This is a genomic window from Micromonospora sp. NPDC057141, assembly GCF_042670805.1.
In the GTDB taxonomy this organism is placed as follows: domain Bacteria; phylum Actinomycetota; class Actinomycetes; order Mycobacteriales; family Micromonosporaceae; genus Micromonospora.
In genome coordinates this window covers 1-19,073 of sequence record NZ_JBHUVA010000007.1, presented here as the reverse complement: position 1 = coordinate 19,073, position 19,073 = coordinate 1, and the positions used below count along the sequence as shown (strand labels likewise).

The following is a 19,073-nucleotide window of genomic DNA, read 5'->3' as shown; positions in this document are numbered from 1 at the left end:
CGGGGCGGTGACGCTGGTCGACATGCCCCCACAACCTTCCCGCCCCGCTGCCCTGGCCCGGCAGGTCTTCCGCGGCTCGGAGGCCGTCCGGCTCGGGCTGCTCAGCCGGCACCAGCTCCGCGGCGCGTCCTGGCTGCGCCTGCGCCAAGACGTGTACGCCGACGCCCGACTCCACCGCGACCACGGCCTGGCCTGCCGCGCCGCCGTGCTGCGGTTGCCGCCGGAGGCGGTGCTCGCCGGTCCCTCGGCGGCCTACCTGCTCGGCGTCGAGCACGCCGCCTCCTTCACCGACGACGTGCATGTGCTCGTCCCCCGCTCGGCCCGGATCGACTCCCAGCCCGGCATCCGGGTGCACACCGTCGGCGCGGATCCGGTGCTCCTGCCGGTGGGGCACGGCCCGGTCACCCGGACGGGCGACGGCCGGACATGCGACAACCACACAACCGACGGCCTGACAGACGACGGCCGGGCGGTCAGCGGCCGGACGGTCAGCGGCCGGGTGGATGCGGCGGGGGCCGCCGTCGGTCCGGCCTTCGGTCCCGCCGCCGGCCCGGCCTTCGTCGACGGGACCGCCACCGGGCCGGGCATCATCGACGGGACCGCCGTCGGTGTCGGGGCCCTGCGGTGGACGCAGCCGGCCCAGGCCTCGTGGGAGACGGCCGTGTGGCTGGAACCGTTCCGGGCGGTGGCGATCGTCGACAGCCTGCTCGGCCGGGGGCTGGTCGCCCGGGGCGACCTGACGGCGGTCGCCGAGCGCAACGCCGACCGGCCCGGCGGACGGCGCGCCCGTTGGGTGTTCGGGCTCGCCGACGGCGGCGCGCAGTCACCACCGGAGTCGCACCTGCGGATCCGGCTGGTGCTGGCCGGCCTGCCCCGCCCGGTCACCCAGCACCCGGTTCGGCTGGCGTCGGGCTTGGTCCTGCACCCCGACCTGGCCTGGCCGGCCTTCCGGGTCGCCGTCGAGTACGACGGGCACTGGCACGCCGACGCCGAGCAGCTGCACCGCGACCGCCAGCGGCTCAATCACCTCGTCGGGGCGGGCTGGGTCGTGCTGCACGTGACCAGTCGCCGGCTCCACCGGGACTTCCCGGCAGTGGCCCGCGAGGTACGCGCCGCGCTGGTCGCCCGCGGCTGGCGGCGATGACCCGCCCAGCCCAGCCGACCGGCACCGAACTGACCGACGCCGGGGACCCGACGGACCGACGCCGAGGGCCGGGGCTGCGCCGCAATGTCGGCGACATTGCGCCATCCCCGCCTCCCGGACCCCGCCATGTCGCCGACATGGCACAACACCGCCGACGCCAGCAACACCGTCGACACCAGCAACGACAGCGATGCCCGGAGCACCGTCACGCCGGAGGCCGGAGACGCCGGAGGGCCCGGGCGACCGTGGTCGCCCGGGCCCCCGCCGGGAATCCGGGATGTCACATACGGGTCGTCACCGCTGCGTACGCGTCGATGATGCCGTGACCGTAGAAGCCGTTGAACGTCGAGCTACCGGCGCAGAACGCGTCGAACTCGGCCGGCCGGCCCTCGTTGGCGTACGTCTGCAGCCGGGGCTCCGGGCAGGCGTGCTCGGCGGCGGTGCGGTAGAGCTGCCGCTCCACCTTGTTCGGGTCCATGCCCAGGCCGCCCTTGACCTTCTTGCCGTACTTGCTGACGATCAGCGCGGCGACGCCGCTGACGTGCGGCGACGCCATCGAGGTCCCTTGGAGATAGGTGTAGTAGCCGCAGTCGCCGTTGGACTTGCACTCCTTGAAGACCGACGCCTCGAAGCCGGCGACGATGTTGCCGTTCTCGTCGACGGAGCCCTCCTCCTGGAGGACATGCTTCGGGTACGCGGAGAGGATCATGTTGGAGTCGAGGCGGTAGGTGTCGGTGCCGAAGCCGTCGCGGTACCAGCCGCCCGGCGCGGCGACGGCGATCTGCTCGGTGCCGTAGTTCGAGTAGTCGGCCTTCTTGCCGGACGGGCCGACCGCCGACACGCCGATGACGTGCGGGCCCTCCACCGGGAAGTCCCAGCAGCTGGCGTTGTCGATGGGCCGGTCGTACGGGTCGGCGCCGTAGTCGGGGCTGGAGATGTCGGTGCGCGGGGCACCCAGGTCCTCGTGGCTGTTGCCGAGCGAGCCGACCAGCGTGACGCCCTTGCGGTGCGCGTAGTTGAGCGCCCGCGTCATGGCCTCGATGATCGCCCGCTGCTCGGCCTGCGACTCGGACGAGTCGGCCGGGTTGGCCGTGCAGTTGTAGAGCCACGGGTCGACGTAGAAGGACATGTTGACCACGTCCAGGCCGACCTTGCCGGCGTGGACCAGAGCGTTGACGACCGGGTCGAGGAAGAAGTAGCCGGAGTCCTGGCCGCCCTTGAGCTCGACCAGGGTCACGTTCGGGGCGACGCCGGAGAGGCCGAAACCGTCGGCGGCGGCGCCGATGGTCCCGGCGACGTGGGTGCCGTGGCCGCCGTCGTCGGTGCCGACCGGGTCGAGGCAGCTCGCCACCTCGCACTCGCCGTCGACCTCGGGGATGTCGGGGGCGAAGTTGCGCGACAGTGACCAGCTGAAGTTGGCCGCCAGGTCGGGGTTGCTGGCGTCGAGGCCGGTGTCGAGGACGCCGACGGTGACCCGGCGGTCGCCCGGCTCCACCTTGCGGGCCTTGTCGGCCCGGATCATGCCGAGGCCCCAGAGCTTGTCGTCCAGTGGGTCCAGCTTCGCGCCCCGCTTGGCGGCGGGGCCCTTCGCCTTGGCCTTGGCCTGGGCGAGGAGGTTCTCCTGCTCGACCCGGTCGAGCTTCGGCTTGCGGCCGATGGCCTTCTTCTCGGCAGCGCCGAGCAGGGCGGCGTTCGCGGCGGCCCGGCTGGCGAAGTCGGCGCGGTCGCTGGTGACCTGGTACAGGCCGACCTCGTCGGTGCGGGCCACGACCGTGCCACCGGCGGCCCTGATCGCGGCGATCGCCGCGTCGGCGGAGACGCCGGACTCCGCCACGACGGTGAACTCCCGGGTCACGGTCGGCTCGGCATTCGCCGGGCCCACCACACCGGTCACCGTGAGTGCCAGCGCCGTTGCGGTTGCGACGGCACCGGCGGTGAAGCGCTTGCTCACCACATCAGATCCTCTCGTTGAGGGACGTGGCAGCCATCCCATACCACTGGGCGGAGTTCCGCTAGATGGGAGTCCGTATTACACGCCAATCAGGCTTTCGTCGGCCCACTGTCATCCGGGTGCCGGCCAGCCGATCAGCGCGGCGGGCTCGCGAGCCCACCCGGCCCGGCCCGGCGGCCTACGCGCCGCTCAACTCGACGCCGGCGAGCCGGTCGAGCACGTCCGGCAGGGCTGCCAGCGTGGATACCTCGGCGTCGGCGGGCACGCCCTCGGGGCGGGGCAGCGCGCCCCGGTTGAGCCAGACCGCCCGCATTCCGGCCCGCAGGGGTGCGAGGACGTCGTGGCTCGGCGAGTCTCCGACGTACACGATCTGGCGCGGGGGCACCCCGGCGGCCTCGACCACGGCGGCGAAGAACTCCGGAGCGGGCTTCTTCGGCAGGCCGTTCTCGTGCGCGTACACCTCGAAGGTGAACTCGCCGGCGAGCCCGCAGCGTTCGGCGCGGCTGTTGCCGTTGGTGGCGTAGCCCAGGGTGTAGCGCCCACGCAGGGCGGCGAGCGCGGGCAGCGCGTCGGGGAACGGCCGGGTGAGCGCGAAGCGCCGGGCGAAGAAGAGCGCCGCGAGGTCGTCGAGGTGCGCGTCGAGGCCGGCCCGGGCCAGCGACCGGGTCAGCGCGGCCCGCCGGATCTCCATCACGGGGGCGGCGCTCAGCGCGCCGAAGACCGCACCCCAGTCGGACTCCAGGTCCGCAAGGGTGACCTCGGCCGCCGCCGGGGTCAGCCGCCGCATCTCCTCCAGTACGACCACCAGCCCACCGGTGACCGCCGGGCGCAGGTCGAGCAGGGTTTCGTCGGCGTCGAACACGACGTGGGTCAGCATGCCGGCAAGGATGCCACCGACCGGCGTGACCCCGCGAGGGCGGCCGACCGGCTGGCGGCCCGCGCCTCGCGCAGCTCGTCGACCCGCACCAGGGCGACCCCGGCGACGATCAGGGCACCGCCGAACAGTTGCACCACGGTCGGCAGTTCGCCCAGCACCAGCCAGGCGATGAACACCGCGAACATCACCTCGGTCAGCCCGACGAACGACGACAGCCGGGCCCCGAGGAGCCGGGCTGCGGCGATCCCGGTCAGGTACGCGACGACTGCGGCGACCAGCGACAGTCCGGCGATGGGCACCAGCCAGCTCGTGCGCTGCCCCGCGAAGGTCACCTCGCCGAAGGTGGCCCGCAGCGGCAGCACCCCGGCGAGGCCGAGCCCGAGCAGGGCCGCCGCGCCGACGCCCATGCCGGCGCTGGCCATCGCCACCGACGGCAGGCCGTCGTCGAGCCGCCCGGCGATCACGAAATATCCGGCGAGGCCGACCGCCGCGCCCAGCCCCCAGAGCACGCCGGCCGGGTCGAGGCGACCGCCCCCGGTCACGTCCAGCACGGCGGGGAGGCCGGCGAGCGCGGCCACCGACCCGGCCACGGTGAGCCGGCGGGGTCGTTGCCCGTGCACCGCCCACATCCAGCCGACCACGAGGACGATGCCCAGGTATTCCAGCAGCAGCGCCACCCCGACCGGGAGGTAGCGGACGGCGTTGAAGAAGCACGCCTGCGCGAGTGCGACGGCGAGCAGCCCGAACGCGCCCACGGAGGCGAGGTTGCGCCGCAGCACGTCCCACCGGCCGCGCAGGGCCAGCGCCGCCGGCACCGCGAGGACGGCGGCGGCACTGCCGACCCGGGCGATCACCACGGCCTCCGCGGACCACCCGGCCTCGATCAGTGACCGGGCGAAGGTGCCCGAGGTGGCGAAGGTGACGGCCGACAGCAGCGCGAGGCCGAGACCGACGCCGGTGGGTCGCTGACGCATCGACTCTCCTCGGGTACGTCATCAGTGAAATGACTTATGCTCGTGACGCTAGATCGGCCGGCCAACAGGAGTCAAGTTGCTTTTCGCCCATGACACCGAGCCCGCGTTGATCGCCGCCGCAGCCCTGGTCAACACCGGGGGCAGCCACGGCGAGGCGCTGCCCGACGTCGCGGCCCTGGAGGCGTTCCTCACCACGCACGGCTGGACCGGCCGGCACGAGCGCACCGAGGCGGAGCTGCGCTCCGTCCGGGACCTGCGCCCCCGGCTGCGCCGGATCTGGTACGCCGACACCGACGAGGTCGTCGCCACCGTCAACGCGCTGCTGCGCGACGCCGGGGCGCTGCCGCAGCTCATCCGCCACGGCGACGAGCCGTACCACCTGCACGCCGTCCCGAGGGACGCGCCGCTGGCCACCCGGATGGCCGTCGAGGCCGCGATGGCCCTCGCCGACCTGGTGCGCGGCGGCGAGCTGAGCCGGCTGCGCGGGTGCGACCACCCGGACTGCGACAACGTGCTGGTCGACCTGTCCAAGAACCGGTCCCGCCGGTACTGCGACGCCGGGTGCGGCAACCGCGCGGCGGTCACCGCCTACCGGGCCCGCCGGGCCGCCGCCCGCTCCCCGCTGGGCTGACCGTGATGTCGGGCAGGTGGCGGTATCCCGGCCGCCGGATACCGCCATGTCGCCGACATGAAGTCGATCAACCGGCATGGCGTGCCGTCCACTCCCCGCGGAGCAGCTCGTACTCGACCTCGCCGTGCTCGGTGCCCTCGATCGGGTCGTCCCAGTCGAGGTGGACCGTGCGCACGTGACGCAGGCCGGACTTCTCCATCACTCGGCGCGAGGCCGTGTTGACCGCCATCGTCTCCGCCCACACCCGGGCCAGGCCGAGGGTGGTGAACGCGTACCGGACCAGGGCCCGGGACCCCTCGGTGGCCAGGCCGCGCCCCCACGCCGCCCGACGCAGGCGGTACCCCAGCTCGGCCTGCATCGCCGCCGTCGCCGGCTGCATCGCCGCCGCTGCCCGCCCAGGCAGGGGCTCCGCCTCCGGGGCACCGGCCCCGGGCAGCGGACCTGCGTCCGGGGCACCGGCCTCGGGCAAGGGGCCCGCCTCCGGGGCGTCCAGGGCAAACCAGCCGAGGAACGTTCCCGCCACCCGGTCGACGGCGGCCCACCGGCCCAGCCCGGGATGGCGGGCATACCCGGCCAGCAGGCGGGGCAGCAGCTCGCCCCGGACCACGTCGGCGGGGGTGAGCCGCCCGCCGGTCAGGTAGCGCATCACCTCCGGGTCCGAGTCCAGCTCCGTCAGGGCGTCGGCATCCTCCTCCGTGAACCGCCGCAGCCGCAGCCGCCCCGTCTCCAGCAGGACCGCCCCGGACCCGTCGGCCCCCGTCACGCCCCTCATGGGTCGGGCTGAAGATCATGTCGGGCAGGTAGCGGTTTCCCGGCCGCCGGATACCGCCATATGGCCGACATGAAGTCGATCAACCGGCCGTGGCGGCGGGGACACGGCCCTCGGCGACGACCGGAGACACGCCGTCGGGCAGCACCAGCGACACCCGGGGATCGGCCGACGACGTTGCGGACCTTGCGGTTCCGCTCCTGCGTGCAGATCCGCCACTCGTCGTCCCGGAACAGAAACCAGACCGGCGTGACGTGCGGCGAGCCGTCCGGCCGCAGCGTGCGCAGCCAGACGATCCGCTCCCCAGCAAGCCGGTCCAGGACCTCCGGCCCCGGCACCGCCCGGCCGGTCAGCGCGGGGGCGCCGCGACGAAGGCCCGCCACGCGTGCGCGTCGACGGTCAGCACCGGCCCCGCCGGGTCCTTGCTGTCCCGCACCCCGACCACCCCGGCAAGATTCGTCGCCACCTCCACACACTGGTCGTTCGACCCGCTGCGGCTGCTCTTTCGCCAGTGGGCACCCGTCAACTCCATGACTCCGCCACTTCCCTCAACCGATCGATCGACTCCTGTGGAGGCAACGCCGCGCCGAGGGTAGCTTCCCAGGTCCGCTGGAGGCGTCGCAGATCCTCAGGCTTGTCCAACTCCTGCCCGCCGATCTGGCCACCGAGGAACGCCAACTCGACGTCGTCGGACAGTGTCGCAAGGATGAACGGGCCGTTCAGGCCGGGATACTCCTCGGCCGTGCAGGGCACCACCTGCACCCGCACCCCCGGGTGCTCAGTGGTCAGCCGCGCGAGATGCGACGCCTGATCACACATGATCTTGCGACTGCCGACGCGCCGCCGGAGCACGGACTCGTCGACCACCGCGACGACACGGGGCTGGCGGTCTCCATAGAGGACAGCCTGGCTCTCCATGCGATCGTCCAGACGGCGCTGCACCTCCTCGGCATCGAGCAGGTCGTCTGCCTCGAAGACGGCGCGGGCGTAGGCCTCGGTCTGGAAGAGGCCGGGCACGTGCAGCGGATCGAACCAGCGCAGCGCGCGGGCCTGATCCAGGATCGCCCGCCAGCCACGCAGCCAGGCCTGGGCCTTGTCCAGGGTGACCAGCTCGGCGAGCATCCGACCGAAGAGGCCGCCGGTGTCGAGCGCCTCGTCGAACAGCTCCAGGTATTTCGGGGCGGGCGGCTGCTGGCCCAGCTCGACCGCGCTGACCAGCGACGGCGGGTAGTTGATCGCCTTGGCCAGCTCCTCCTGGCTCCAGCCCCGGCGCATCCGCGCCCGGCGCAGCTCCGCGACCAGGAAAGCCGCCGCCGTCGTCTGCCCACCGGTCATCAACAACCGCCCTCCATCGTCGAGATGATCCACTCCGATGCGCCGCCAGCTGCGGAGACGCCCCGAGCACCCCGGCTCTCACAACGGCCGGAGACCCTTCCGAACGTAACGGTGCGCTCACCAGACTGTGAAGTGCGGACGGCCAAAGTGGCCCATCCCCCGGCCCGACGTCCGCCCGGGGGCCGCCCCGCTCCCCGGCCGGGCGGTCCCCACCGGGGGCGATGACGCAGATGACTCAGCTCCGCAGGGAGGCCGCCCATGCTCCGACCCGCGCGCGACCAGCGAGCCGGACCCCCGCCGACCCCGCACACGGCGCTTCAGCCGCTCTGGCTGTGCCGGGCCTGCGCCGCGCCCTGGCCGTGCGCCGTCGCGCGGCTCACGCTCCGGCGGGAGTACACGCACGACCGGGTCGGGCTGCACGTCTATCTCTGCGCGGTGCTCCACGAGGCGACCGCCGACCTGTACCGGCTGCGCCCGCACGACGGCCTCGACCCGCGGGCACTCTTCGACCGGTTCCTCGGCTGGGCACGCGGCCCAGGCTCCGGTGCCGGCACCGGCACCGGCACCGGCACCGGCACCGATTACCAGCCCGGCCCAGGGTGATCCCGACGGATGAGCGTCAGGGGTGGGTCATCCGGAGCAGGTCGAGGGCCTCGTCGAGCTGCTCGGCGGTAAGCCTGCCGTTGGCCACGTGCCCCCGGGCGATCACCACGTCCCGGATCGCCATCTCCTTGGCCAGCGCCTCCTTGGCGATGGAGGCGGCCTCGTCGTACCCGAGGTGGCGATTGAGGGGAGTGACGATCGACGGCGATCCCTCGGCGTACGCGAGACAGACGTCCGCGTTCGCGACCAGGCCGGCCACGCAGCGGTCGGCGAGCAGGCGGCTCGACGCGGCCAGCAGCTTGATCGATTCCAGCAGGTTGCGGGCCATCACCGGGAGCATCACGTTCAGCTCGAAGTCGCCCTGCGACCCGGCGAAGCCGACTGCCGCGTCGTTGCCGATCACCTGGGCGCAGACCTGCCGCACGGCCTCGGCGACCACCGGGTTCACCTTGCCGGGCATGATCGACGAGCCGGGCTGAAGGTCGGGGATGCGCAGCTCGCGCAGGCCGGCGCGGGGGCCCGAGCCCATCCACCGGATGTCGTTGGCGATCTTGTAGAGGCCGACCGCGATGGTGCGGAGCTGCCCGGACGTCTCCACCAGTGCGTCCCGCGCGCCCTGCGCCTCGAAGTGGTTGCGCGCCTCGCTCAGGGGCAGGCCGGTGGACTCGCGCAGCCGGGCGATCACCGCCGCCGCGAAGCCGAGCGGGGTGTTGATGCCGGTGCCGACGGCGGTGCCGCCCAGCGGCAGCTCGGCCAGCCGGGGCAGCGCCCCCTCCAGCCGCTCGACACCATAGCGGACCTGGGCGGCGTACCCGCCGAACTCCTGGCCGAGGGTGACGGGCGTGGCGTCCATCAGGTGGGTGCGGCCGGCCTTCACCACGGTCTCGAACTCGTTCGACTTGCCCTCCAGCGCCCCGGCGAGGTGGGCCAGCGACGGGATCAGGTCCTCGACGACGAACTGCGTCGCCGCCAGGTGGATGGACGACGGGAAGACGTCGTTGCTGGACTGCGAGGCGTTGACGTCGTCGTTCGGGTGCACGTCGCGGCCCAGTTCCCGGCTGGCCAGGGTGGCGATGACCTCGTTGGTGTTCATGTTGGACGAGGTCCCCGAGCCGGTCTGGAACACGTCGATGGGGAACTGGTCGTCGTAGCCGCCGTCGGCCACGTGCGCGGCGGCGGTGGCGATCGCGGCGGCCACCTCCGCGTCGATCACGCCCAGCTCGCCGTTGACCTGCGCCGCCGCGCCCTTGATCTGGGCCAGGGCCTTGATCTGGGCCGGCTCGATGCCCCGGCCGGAGATCGGGAAGTTCTGCACCGCGCGCTGGGTCTGCGCCCGCCACAGCGCCTCGGCGGGCACCTCCACCTCGCCCATCGAGTCGCGTTCGATCCGGTAGCCCGCCGCCTCTGGAGTCGTCACGCACACCATCCTGCCCCGCCCAGCAGCTGCTCGCAGCGAGGCTGGGGAGAGTGGCCTGACCAGCCCGACGATCCGGCAGTGAGCGGACCGGCAACCTCGGGTCATCCGTACGGCGCTTGACATCGCCCGGAAATAGTCCGAACCTTTCTTCGGCATCGGAATTAACTGTCGGAAGGAAGTGGTCATGGGGGCGACCTCGGGTCCTCGGCTGCGGGACGTCAACCGGGTCGCGGTGCTCGCCCTGATCGGCCGCAGTGGACCGATCTCCCGCGCGGACATCGCCCGGCAACTCGGGCTCAGCCCGCCGACCGTCACCGCGGTGAGCCGGGCCTTGATGGAGGCCGGCGTGATCCGCAAGGTCGATGACGAGTCGCCGCGCGGCGGACGCCCCGGCGAACTGCTCGCCGTCGTCGGACAGGCCGCCGTCGCGATCGGCGCCAAGGTCGCCGCCGGACGGGTCACCGGCGTCCGCGCCTACCTCGACGGCACCGTGCTGGAGAGGTTCTCCGCCCCGTTCGACGATTTCGTCGGCAACCCGTTCGCGGCGCTCGCCCAGCTGCTCACCCCGCACGTCGAGGCCATCGGCGACGCGCCACTGCTCGGGGTCGGCCTGGGCGTGCCCGGGTTCGTGGACAGCCGGTCCGGCCTGGTCGAGGCACCGCTGCTCGGGTGGCGGCACATGCCGCTGCGCGAGTACCTGACCCAGCTGCTCGCGGTGCCGGTCGTGGTCGACAACGACGTCAACACACTCGCCGCGTACGAGCACCTCTACGGGCTTGGTCGGCCGTACGACGACTTCCTCACCATCACCCTCGGCCAGGGGATCGGCGCGGCCGTGGTCTCCGGCGGTGACCTGCGGCGCGGCGGGCACGGGGCGGCCGGTGAGCTGGGCCACCTGACGATCGACCCGACCGGCCCCCGCTGCCACTGCGGCAAACGGGGCTGCCTGGAGACGTACATCTGCGACAACGCGCTGCTCGACCAGGCCCGGGCCCGGGGCGTCGTCGCCGCGGACGCCGGCCCGGCCGATCTGCTCGCCGCCGCCGACGCCGGCGACGAGCAGGCCCAGGCGATCTACCGGACGGCCGGCGAACGGCTGGGCACGGTGGCCGCCGCCCTGGCCACCGTGCTGGACCCGCAGGCCGTGGTGGTCAGCGGCGAGGGCACCCTCGGCTGGCACCACCTGGAGGCGGGCTTCGCAACCGCGCTGCGGGCCGGCATCCTCCCGGCCATGGCCGACGGGGTCAGCGTGCACGTCGACCCCTGGGACGACAACAAGTGGGCGCTCGGCGCGGCGACCCTGGTGCTGCGCGCGCCGTTCCTGATGACCTCGGAGCCGCACACCGACGCGATCCGGGCCCGGCTGGCCGCTTTTCCCGGCGCCGAGGTGGCCCGATGACCACGTACGGAGTCCCGGCGGACGCCCCCACCGGCGCGACGGGCCCGGTGGCCGGCACCCGACGGACGACGGCGGCCCGACCCGCCGCCCCGGCCCAGCGACGGCGCGGCCGTGAGCGACGGCGCACGGCGGTCGCGGCGGCTGCATTCCTCGCTCCCAGCCTGGTGCTGCTGCTGGCCTTCTGGATCGGGCCGATGGTCGGCACCGCCTGGGTCAGCCTCCAGGACTGGAACCTCATCGGCGAGCCGAGCTTCGTCGGGCTGGACAACTACGCCGAGCTGTGGGGCGACGCCGAGTTCCACGCCACCCTCGGCCACACCCTGCTCTACCTCGGCGGATACCTGCCGCTGGTGCTCTGCCTCGGCCTCGGGGTCGCTCTGCTGCTGGACGCCCGGCTGCCGGCGATGACGCTCTACCGGGCGGCCTTCTTCCTGCCCGTGATCAGCAGCTGGGTGGCGGTGTCGCTGCTGTGGAAGTGGCTGCTCAACCCGGCCGACGGGCTGGTCAACCGGCTGCTCGGCGGGCTCGGGGTGCCCGGTCCGGGCTGGTGGAGCGACCCGGACTGGGCGATGCCGTCGGTGGTCCTCGCCTCCGTCTGGAAGGACGCCGGCTTCGTCGCGGTGATCCTGCTGGCCGGGTTGCAGGCGATTCCCGCCGACGTACGGGAGGCCGCTGCCATCGACGGCGCCGGCTGGTGGCGCCAGCTGCGCAGCGTCACGCTGCCGATGCTCTCCCCGTCGATCTTCTTCGTCCTGGTGGTCAGCCTGATCAACGGCTTCCAGGTGTTCGACCAGGTGTGGGTGATGACCGAGGGCGGTCCCGGTGGCGCCTCCAGCGTCGTGGTCGAACAGATCGTCAAGTACGCCTTCTCGTACGGCCGGGTCGGCTACGCCTCGGCCATGAGCATCGTCCTCTTCGCGGTGATCCTGCTGGTCACCCTGGTCCAGTTCCGGCTTCAGCGCAGGTGGGTGCACTATGAGTGAGCGTAACGACACGCTGGACACGCTCCGTGTCGCGCCGGCCCGCCCCCGCTGGCGGCTGGGCCGCGACATCCCGCGCTACCTGGTGCTGACCCTGGGCGCGATCGCCATGGTGGGGCCGTTCGTCTGGATGGTCGCGACCTCGCTGACCGGCGACGCCCAACTCGGCCGGGCCGACGCGTCGCTGTTGCCCGACCCGGTCACCACCGACCCGTACGCGCGGCTCGACGAGGCGTTCCCGTTCTGGCGGTTCACCGCGAACAGCATTGCCGTGGCGGTCGTCTCGACGCTGCTGCAACTGGTCACCAGCGCGACCGCCGGGTACGCCTTCAGCCGGCTGCGGTTCCGGGGCAGCAACGCGCTGTTCGTGCTCTATCTGGTCACCATGATGATCCCGATGCAGGTGATCATCGTCCCGCTCTTCATCGAGATGCGTTACCTGCGGTTGGTCGACAGCTACGCGGGCCTGCTGCTGCCCACGCTGGTCTCCAGTTTCGGGGTGTTCATGCTCCGGCAGGCGTTCCTGGCCCTGCCGCGCGAGTTGGACGAGGCGGCGTACGTGGACGGCGCCGGTCACCTACGCGTCTTCGCCCAGGTCCTGCTGCCACTGGTGTCCCCCGCGCTGGCCACCTTCTCCGTGTTCGCCTTCATGTCCAGTTGGAACGCGTTCCTCTGGCCGCTGGTCATCGCCCAGACGCAGGCGCACATGACCCTGCCGGTCGGGCTGTCGCTACTGCACGGCGGCCACACCACCGCCTGGAACGTGGTGATGGCCGGGTCGACCGTGTCGGTCCTGCCGATCCTCGCTCTCTACGTCTTCGCGCAGCGCTATGTCGTCCGCGGCATCGCGTTCACCGGGATCAAGTCATGACCCCGGCCTGACCCCGACCCACCGTCCACCACCACCTCAACCTGGGAGAAAATCGATGGGCACAACGAGACGCGTCCTCGCGGCCGCGGTCGCGGCCATCGCGGCCGCCGGCCTGCTCGGCGGCTGCGGTGGGGATGACGCCGGGGGCGCCGACGACGGCGCCACTGGCAAGATCACCTACTTCACCTTCTCGGCCGCGCCGGACCACCTCAAGGAACTCGACGCGATCAAGGCCGAGTTCGAGAAGCAGAACCCGGGCATCACGGTCGAGGTGCAGACCGCCGCCTACGCCGACTACTTCACCAAGTTGCAGACCGCGATGGCCGGCGGCACCGCGCCGGACACCTTCGAGGTCAACTACGAGAACTTCGTGACGTACGCCCGGTCCGGGGCGCTGCGGGCGCTCGACGACGTGGCGAAGGCCGACAAGGACTACGACGCCAGCCGCATCTACCCCAAGGCGCTGGCGGCGTTCCAGCAGGACGGCAAGCAGTACGCACTGCCGTCGACCTTCTCGAACGTGGTGCTCCTCTACAACAAGAAGCTCTTCGACGAGGCCGGGGTGGCCTACCCGACCGCCGACTGGACCTGGGCCGACGAGAAGGCTGCGGCGGCGAAGCTGACCGACAAGGCCAAGGGCGTCTACGGCGACTACCAGCCGCTGTCGTTCCACGAGTTCTACAAGGCCCTCGCGCAGAGCGGTGGCTCGTTCTTCTCGGCCGACGGCAAACAGGCGACCTTCAACGACGCGAAGGGCCTGGAGGCGGCCAACTGGCTGCTCGGCAAGCCGGGCACGGTGCAGCCCACGCCGGCCGAGATCGGCGGCAAGGCGGACCACGACACGGCCCTGTTCAAGTCGAACAAGCTGGCGATGTGGCACAACGGCATCTGGCAGATCGGCGGGCTGGCCGACACCAAGGGTCTCGACTTCGACATCGCGGTCGAGCCGGGCAACACCACCAGGGCCAGTGCCGCCTTCTTCAACGCGACCGCCGTGTCGGCGAAGACCAAGAAGGCGACGGCGGCGTGGAAGTGGGCCCGCTTCCTGAGCGCCTCGCCGACCGTCGTGCAGACCCGGCTCGCGTCCAACTGGGAGCTGCCGGCGGTCAACGACCAGGCGGCCTTCGACACGTACCTGAAGCAGCAGCCGCCGGCCAACCGGCAGGCGGTGTTCGACGCGCTCGACAACGTGGCGCTGCCGCCGGTGATCGATGCCCAGCAGGCCAAGATGCAGGACCTGGTGACCAAGGCGCTGGAGAAGGCCGCATCCGGCCAGTCCAGCCCGCAGCAGGCCCTCGACGAGGCCGCCACCGCGGTCACCGCCCTGCTGCGATAGCCCGACCGCCCACATCCGGTGGGGTGCGGCGGGTCCGTAGCCGGCCGCACCCCACGCACGACCGTACTCAACACCCCTGGAGGATCCCGTGCCGCCCGCTGGACGGTCCGACCTGCGCCCGCTCGTCCGGTCGAGCCTCGACCTCATCGAAGGCCATCAGCACCCATCGGGCGCCTACCCGGCCAGTCCCGACTATCCTGTCTACCGCTACAGCTGGCTGCGCGACGGCGCCTTCATCGCCGACGCGATGAGCCGGGCCGGACGGCCCGACAGCGCCGAGCGCTTCTTCGGTTGGTGCGCGCGCGTCATCGCCGACCGGGCCGACCGGATCGCCGACCTGGTCGACCGCGCCGGCCGGGGCGAGGACATCCCCGCCGAGCAGATGCTGCCCACCCGCTACACCGTCGAGGGCGCCGACGGCGACGAGCCCTGGTGGGACTTCCAACTCGACGGTTACGGGACCTGGCTCTGGGCGCTGGTCACACACGCGACCCGGCACGGGCGGCCTCTGGAGCCGTACCGGTCGGCCGTCGCGTCCACCGTCGACTACCTGGTCGCCTTCGGTGACCGGCCGTGCTTCGACTGGTGGGAGGAGCACGCCGAGCACCAGCATGTCGCCACCCTCGGCGCCGTGGTGGCCGGGCTCCGCGCGACGACCGGCGTACCCGCCGGGAACAGCCCGCCGTTGCTCGACCCCGACCGCGACTCGGCCGCCCGGCTCCGGACCGCGGCCCTCGAAGGACTGATCCACGGGGAGGCGGCCCGGGCCGGACACCTGACCAAGTGGCTGGGCAGCACCGCGGTCGACGGCAGCCTGCTCGCCTGCCTCACCCCGTTCGAGGTGGTCGACCCGCGTGGCCCCGTCGCCGAGCGGACCTACCAGCAGGTACGCGACCAGCTGCTGCGCGGCGGCGTCTACCGCTATCTCGGGGACACCTTCTACGGCGGCGGGGAGTGGCTGATCCTCACCGCCTGGCTCGGCTGGCACGAGGCCCGCACCGGCCGGGTCGACCTCGCCGACGAGCGGCTGCGGTGGATCGCCGCCCAGGCCACGCCCGCCGGACATCTGCCGGAGCAGGTCAGCGGGCACCCGCAGGACCCGGACCGGATCGACGAGTGGGTCCAGCGGTGGGGACCGGTGGCCACGCCGCTGCTCTGGTCGCACGCCATGTTCGTGACGTTAGCCATGGAGGTCGAACGATGATCAGTCATCGTCCGCACGGGACCGAGCACCCCTACCGGTACGACCTGGACCAGCGGGTGCCGACGCACCCGGTCCGGGGTGAACCCTACGAGATCCGGGTGCTCGCCGGGCCCGAGGTGACCGAGGTGCGGGTGGTGTTCGGCGACGGCCTGGTCGTCCCGGCACACCGGGTCGACCCCGCCGCGGTGGCCCTGGACTTCGGTGCCCCGGCCGCCCCGGCCAGCCAGGTCGACGGTCACCTGGCCGCTGCGGCGGCGGCCCCACCCGACACCGGCGGGCGTACGGTCTGGATCGCCCGGGCCACCGCGGCCGACGACACCACGTACGCGATCCTCGGCGCGACCGCGACGGGCGAGGCCGTGACCAGCGAGCAGTTCCCGGTACGCCCGCTGCGGTGGCGGCCGGACGGCGGCCGGCTGGAGGTGGTCGACCCGGACTGGGTGGACGTGCTCGATCCGGCCAGCGTCCAGTGGCTGACCGGCACCGACGGCGCGCGGCGGGTCCGCTTCGCGCTGCGCCTGGCCGACGCCGAGCACGTGGTCGGGTTCGGCGAGCGCTTCCATGCCGTGGACCAGCGTGGCGAGATCCTCGACGCGACCGTGTTCGAGCAGTACAAGCGGCAGGGCCACCGCACCTACCTGCCGATGCCGTACGCGGTCGTGACGGGCGGTCGGGGCTGGGGCTTCCACCTGGTCACCAGCCGACGCACCTGGTACGACGTGGGCGCCACCACGCCCGACCGGATCCTCGTCGAGGCCGACCTCGGCGGGGCGGACGGGCCGCCCGTCGAGCGCACACTTCGGTTGCGGCTCTACGGCGGCGATCCGGCGAGCGTGCTCAGCGCGTTCCTCGCCGAGACCGGCCGGCCGGAGGTCCCGCCCGCCTGGGTGTTCCGCCCCTGGATGAGCGGCAACGAGTGGAACACCCAGGACCGGGTGCTGGCCGAGGTACGGCGCAGCCTCGCCGAGGGCGTGCCGGTCGGCGCGGTGGTGATCGAGGCATGGAGCGACGAGTCGACCTTCGTGGCGTTCCGGGACGCCGAGTACCCGGTGCACTCCGACGGTGCCCCGCACCGCCTGGCCGACTTCACCTTCCCCGCCGACGGGGCCTGGCCCGACCCGCGCGCGATGGTCGAGGAGCTGCACGCCGCCGGGGTCAGGGTGCTGTTGTGGCAGATCCCGCTGGTCCCCACCGACCGGGGCGACCATGGTCAGGTCGCCGCCGACCTGGCCACCATGGCCGAACGCAGGTACGCGGTCCGCGAGGCGGACGGCTCGCCGCACCACAACCGGGGCTGGTGGTTTCCGGGTGCCCTGCTGCCCGACTGGACCAACCCGGCGGCCCGGCAGTGGTGGCTGGCGAAGCGCCGGTACCTGGTCGAGGAGGTAGGCGTCGACGGCTTCAAGACCGACGGCGGCGAGCACGCCTGGGGCCACGATCTGCGCTACTTCGACGGATCCCGGGGCGACGAGACCAACAACCTCTTCGCCGTCCAGTACGCCGCCGCGTACCACGAGCTGATGCGGTCGGCGGGCGTGGACGGGGTCACCTTCAGCCGGGCCGGTTTCACCGGATCGGCGGCCTACCCGGCGCACTGGGCCGGCGACGAGGACTCCACCTGGGCGGCGTACCGGGCGTCGATCACCGCCGGCCTGACCGCCGGGGTGAGCGGCCTCTTCTTCTGGGGCTGGGACCTGGCCGGCTTCTCCGGGCCGGTCCCGGACGCGGAGCTCTACCTGCGGTCGGCCGCGGCGGCCTGCTTCGCCCCGATCATGCAGTACCACTCGGAGTTCAACCACCACCGTGCGCCGTCCAACGACCGCACCCCGTGGAACATCGCCGAGCGGTCCGCGGATCCCGGGGTCCTGGCGGTGTTCCGGCGCTTCGCCCAGCTCCGCGATGAACTGGTGCCCTATCTGGTGGAACAGGCGAAACGGTCGGTGGCGACCGGTCGGCCGCTGATGCGACCGCTCTTCTTCGACCACCCCGCCGACAGCCGGGTGTGGGACTGGCCGGCGCAGTGGCAGCTCGGCGACGACCTGCTGGTCGCACCGGTCACCGAGCCCGGGGCGACCCGGTGGCGGGTCTACCTGCCGGCCGGCGAGTGGACGGACTTCTTCACCGGCGAGCGGCACACCGGTCCGGTCGAGGTGGACCGGCCGGTACCGCTGGACGAGATCCCGGTCTACCGCAGGGTAGGCGCCGAGGCGAGGTGATCGCCTCCGGTCGACAGACCCGAAAGTCGGGGGTACGTGGCCGCCGGAGCCGGCGGCACCGCGACGGTCAGCCACACCCCGAGCGGTACGGCCCGGACTGGCTCTACGTGCAGGCCGTGGACCGCACGGGCAACCCCTCGCCGCAGACCCGCTACGAGTTCACCGTGTGCAACACCGCGCCGACGGTCACCGACGGCAACCCCGACGGCTGGCTCGGGCAGCCGCGCGAATTCACCTTCACGCCGAACATGACGGACGTGGTGGAGTACGTCTGGTCGCTCAACGACGGCACCCAGCGGACCGTGGCGGCGGACGCCGCCGGGGCCGCCACGGTGACGGTGACGCCGACGGTGGCGCGCAACACGCTGCACGTGCGCAGTCGCACCCGGGACGGGGTGCTCTCGGGCGACGCCGGATACACCTTCTCCGTGCGCACCGCGCCGTTCGTCACCTCCGAGCAGTGGACGTTCGACGGGATGCCGGGGGCGCCGGCCGGCACCGAGGGCAGCTTCACCTTCGCCCCGGCGATGGCCGACGTCACCGAGTACGTCTACGCGTTCGACTACGGCGACCCGCACACCGTCCCGGCGGGCGCGGACGGCAGCGCGACCATCTCGTACACGCCGGCCGACGCCGGATACCACACGATCGAGGTGTTCAGCCGGACCGGCGCCGGGGTGGAGTCGGAGCGGGTCGGCCTGGCGTTCTACCCCGCCTCGGTCGCGCCGACCGTGGCGTCCGAGGTGTATCCGCGCAACACGACCGGCGGCGGGCCGGGCGTGCCGGGCACCTTCACCTTCGCCCCGCACTCCTCGGTCGCCGGCGTCACCTCGTACGTCTACCAGTTCCGGGGCGAGCCGGAGCGGACCGTGGCGGCGAGCCCGGACGGCACCGCCAGCGTCGACTGGACGCCGGCCGCCTACGACAACGAGTACGGCGGCTGGGTGGAGCTGCGGGTACGGGCGCGCACGGCCGCCGGGGTGACCACGGACGCGCAGTACTACTCGTTCCGGGTCGACCCGCAGAGCCCGCTGGTCACCTCGGACGTGTTCGGCTGGCAGGGCGGTGCCGTGGTCGGGCAGACCGGCGACTTCGTGTTCACCGCTCAGCTTCCGGGCACCACGGAGTTCGTCTACGCGTTCGACGACGGCGCGGAGGCCACCGTGGCGGTCGGCGCGGACGGCACGACCCGGGTGAGCTGGGCGGCGGACTCGCCGTACAGCCACAGCCTGACGGTGCGCAGCCGCACGGCGGCGGGGGTCGTCTCCGGCCCGGCGTACTACAACATCTTCATCGACCCAAGCTGACCCACGCCGTACGCCGAGGGGGCGCCCGGCGCACCCCCCCCCCCCCCCCCCAAACGGGG

At 72.7% G+C, this 19,073-nt stretch carries 18 protein-coding genes; 10 read left to right on the top strand and 8 right to left on the bottom strand.

From position 1 onward, the window contains the following. Positions 1–22: 22 nt before the first annotated feature. The gene (locus ACFT41_RS07045) at positions 23–1,144 is read left to right on the top strand and encodes a hypothetical protein (protein WP_377587243.1); all 1,122 of its coding nucleotides are present in this window, start codon (positions 23–25) and stop codon (positions 1,142–1,144) included. 280 nt (positions 1,145–1,424) lie between these two features. On the opposite strand, the gene ACFT41_RS07040 is transcribed toward ACFT41_RS07045, so the two are convergent. From ACFT41_RS07040 to ACFT41_RS07030, 3 genes are all read right to left on the bottom strand, one after another. After that, the gene (locus ACFT41_RS07040) at positions 1,425–3,095 is read right to left on the bottom strand and encodes a S8 family serine peptidase (RefSeq protein WP_377587242.1); all 1,671 of its coding nucleotides are present in this window, start codon (positions 3,093–3,095) and stop codon (positions 1,425–1,427) included. Between the two features lie 178 nt (positions 3,096–3,273). Next, the gene (locus tag ACFT41_RS07035) at positions 3,274–3,972 is read right to left on the bottom strand and encodes an HAD family hydrolase (RefSeq protein ID WP_377587241.1); all 699 of its coding nucleotides are present in this window, start codon (positions 3,970–3,972) and stop codon (positions 3,274–3,276) included. Continuing rightward, positions 3,966–4,946, bottom strand: coding sequence for a DMT family transporter (locus ACFT41_RS07030; RefSeq protein ID WP_377587240.1), 981 nt, complete (start codon positions 4,944–4,946; stop codon positions 3,966–3,968). Before ACFT41_RS07030 ends, ACFT41_RS07035 begins: the two co-directional genes overlap by 7 nt. A 76-nt stretch (positions 4,947–5,022) precedes the next feature. Between ACFT41_RS07030 and ACFT41_RS07025 the strand changes: the two genes are divergently transcribed. Beyond that, the gene (locus ACFT41_RS07025; protein ID WP_377587239.1) at positions 5,023–5,577 is read left to right on the top strand and encodes a CGNR zinc finger domain-containing protein; all 555 of its coding nucleotides are present in this window, start codon (positions 5,023–5,025) and stop codon (positions 5,575–5,577) included. A 67-nt stretch (positions 5,578–5,644) separates the two neighbouring features. Here the strand turns inward: ACFT41_RS07025 and ACFT41_RS07020 are convergent, their stop codons facing one another. Genes ACFT41_RS07020 through ACFT41_RS07005 form a run of 4 tightly spaced genes read right to left on the bottom strand, consistent with a single transcriptional unit; the run spans position 5,645 to position 7,681 of the window. Beyond that, positions 5,645–6,349 carry a GNAT family N-acetyltransferase gene (locus ACFT41_RS07020; protein WP_377587238.1) on the bottom strand — a complete coding sequence of 235 codons (705 nt, stop codon included), beginning with the start codon at positions 6,347–6,349 and terminating at the stop codon, positions 5,645–5,647. After that, positions 6,346–6,684 carry a pyridoxamine 5'-phosphate oxidase family protein gene (locus ACFT41_RS07015; protein ID WP_377587268.1) on the bottom strand — a complete coding sequence of 113 codons (339 nt, stop codon included), beginning with the start codon at positions 6,682–6,684 and terminating at the stop codon, positions 6,346–6,348. The genes ACFT41_RS07020 and ACFT41_RS07015 overlap by 4 nt, the downstream gene beginning before the upstream one ends. A gap of 11 nt (positions 6,685–6,695) precedes the next feature. After that, on the bottom strand, positions 6,696–6,878 hold the full coding sequence (locus ACFT41_RS07010; RefSeq protein WP_377587237.1) for a DUF397 domain-containing protein: 183 nt from the start codon (positions 6,876–6,878) through the stop codon (positions 6,696–6,698). Next, positions 6,869–7,681, bottom strand: a complete 813-nt coding sequence (locus ACFT41_RS07005) for a Scr1 family TA system antitoxin-like transcriptional regulator (protein WP_377587236.1) — start codon at positions 7,679–7,681, stop codon at positions 6,869–6,871. The genes ACFT41_RS07010 and ACFT41_RS07005 overlap by 10 nt, the downstream gene beginning before the upstream one ends. A gap of 258 nt (positions 7,682–7,939) precedes the next feature. Between ACFT41_RS07005 and ACFT41_RS07000 the strand changes: the two genes are divergently transcribed. Beyond that, positions 7,940–8,284, top strand: a complete 345-nt coding sequence (locus ACFT41_RS07000) for a hypothetical protein (protein ID WP_377587235.1) — start codon at positions 7,940–7,942, stop codon at positions 8,282–8,284. Between the two features lie 16 nt (positions 8,285–8,300). Here ACFT41_RS07000 and ACFT41_RS06995 read toward each other — a convergent pair whose 3' ends face one another. Continuing rightward, positions 8,301–9,710, bottom strand: coding sequence for a class II fumarate hydratase (locus tag ACFT41_RS06995; protein ID WP_377587234.1), 1,410 nt, complete (start codon positions 9,708–9,710; stop codon positions 8,301–8,303). 175 nt (positions 9,711–9,885) lie between these two features. Between ACFT41_RS06995 and ACFT41_RS06990 the strand changes: the two genes are divergently transcribed. The 7 genes from ACFT41_RS06990 (at position 9,886) to ACFT41_RS06960 (ending at position 19,014) form a co-directional block, all read left to right on the top strand. Next, positions 9,886–11,100, top strand: a complete 1,215-nt coding sequence (locus tag ACFT41_RS06990; protein WP_377587233.1) for an ROK family protein — start codon at positions 9,886–9,888, stop codon at positions 11,098–11,100. Further along, positions 11,097–12,083, top strand: coding sequence for a carbohydrate ABC transporter permease (locus tag ACFT41_RS06985; protein ID WP_377587232.1), 987 nt, complete (start codon positions 11,097–11,099; stop codon positions 12,081–12,083). Before ACFT41_RS06990 ends, ACFT41_RS06985 begins: the two co-directional genes overlap by 4 nt. After that, positions 12,076–12,951 (top strand): carbohydrate ABC transporter permease, encoded by an 876-nt coding sequence (locus ACFT41_RS06980; protein ID WP_377587231.1) that lies wholly within the window; start codon positions 12,076–12,078, stop codon positions 12,949–12,951. The genes ACFT41_RS06985 and ACFT41_RS06980 overlap by 8 nt, the downstream gene beginning before the upstream one ends. A 55-nt stretch (positions 12,952–13,006) precedes the next feature. After that, the gene (locus tag ACFT41_RS06975; RefSeq protein WP_377587230.1) at positions 13,007–14,287 is read left to right on the top strand and encodes an ABC transporter substrate-binding protein; all 1,281 of its coding nucleotides are present in this window, start codon (positions 13,007–13,009) and stop codon (positions 14,285–14,287) included. 88 nt (positions 14,288–14,375) lie between these two features. Further along, positions 14,376–15,491 (top strand): glycoside hydrolase family 15 protein, encoded by a 1,116-nt coding sequence (locus ACFT41_RS06970; RefSeq protein WP_377587229.1) that lies wholly within the window; start codon positions 14,376–14,378, stop codon positions 15,489–15,491. Beyond that, entirely contained in the window at positions 15,488–17,707 is a 2,220-nt protein-coding gene (locus ACFT41_RS06965) for a TIM-barrel domain-containing protein (protein ID WP_377587228.1), read from the top strand. Before ACFT41_RS06970 ends, ACFT41_RS06965 begins: the two co-directional genes overlap by 4 nt. Beyond that, on the top strand, positions 17,704–19,014 hold the full coding sequence (locus ACFT41_RS06960) for a hypothetical protein (RefSeq protein ID WP_377587227.1): 1,311 nt from the start codon (positions 17,704–17,706) through the stop codon (positions 19,012–19,014). The genes ACFT41_RS06965 and ACFT41_RS06960 overlap by 4 nt, the downstream gene beginning before the upstream one ends. Positions 19,015–19,073: the final 59 nt, after the last annotated feature.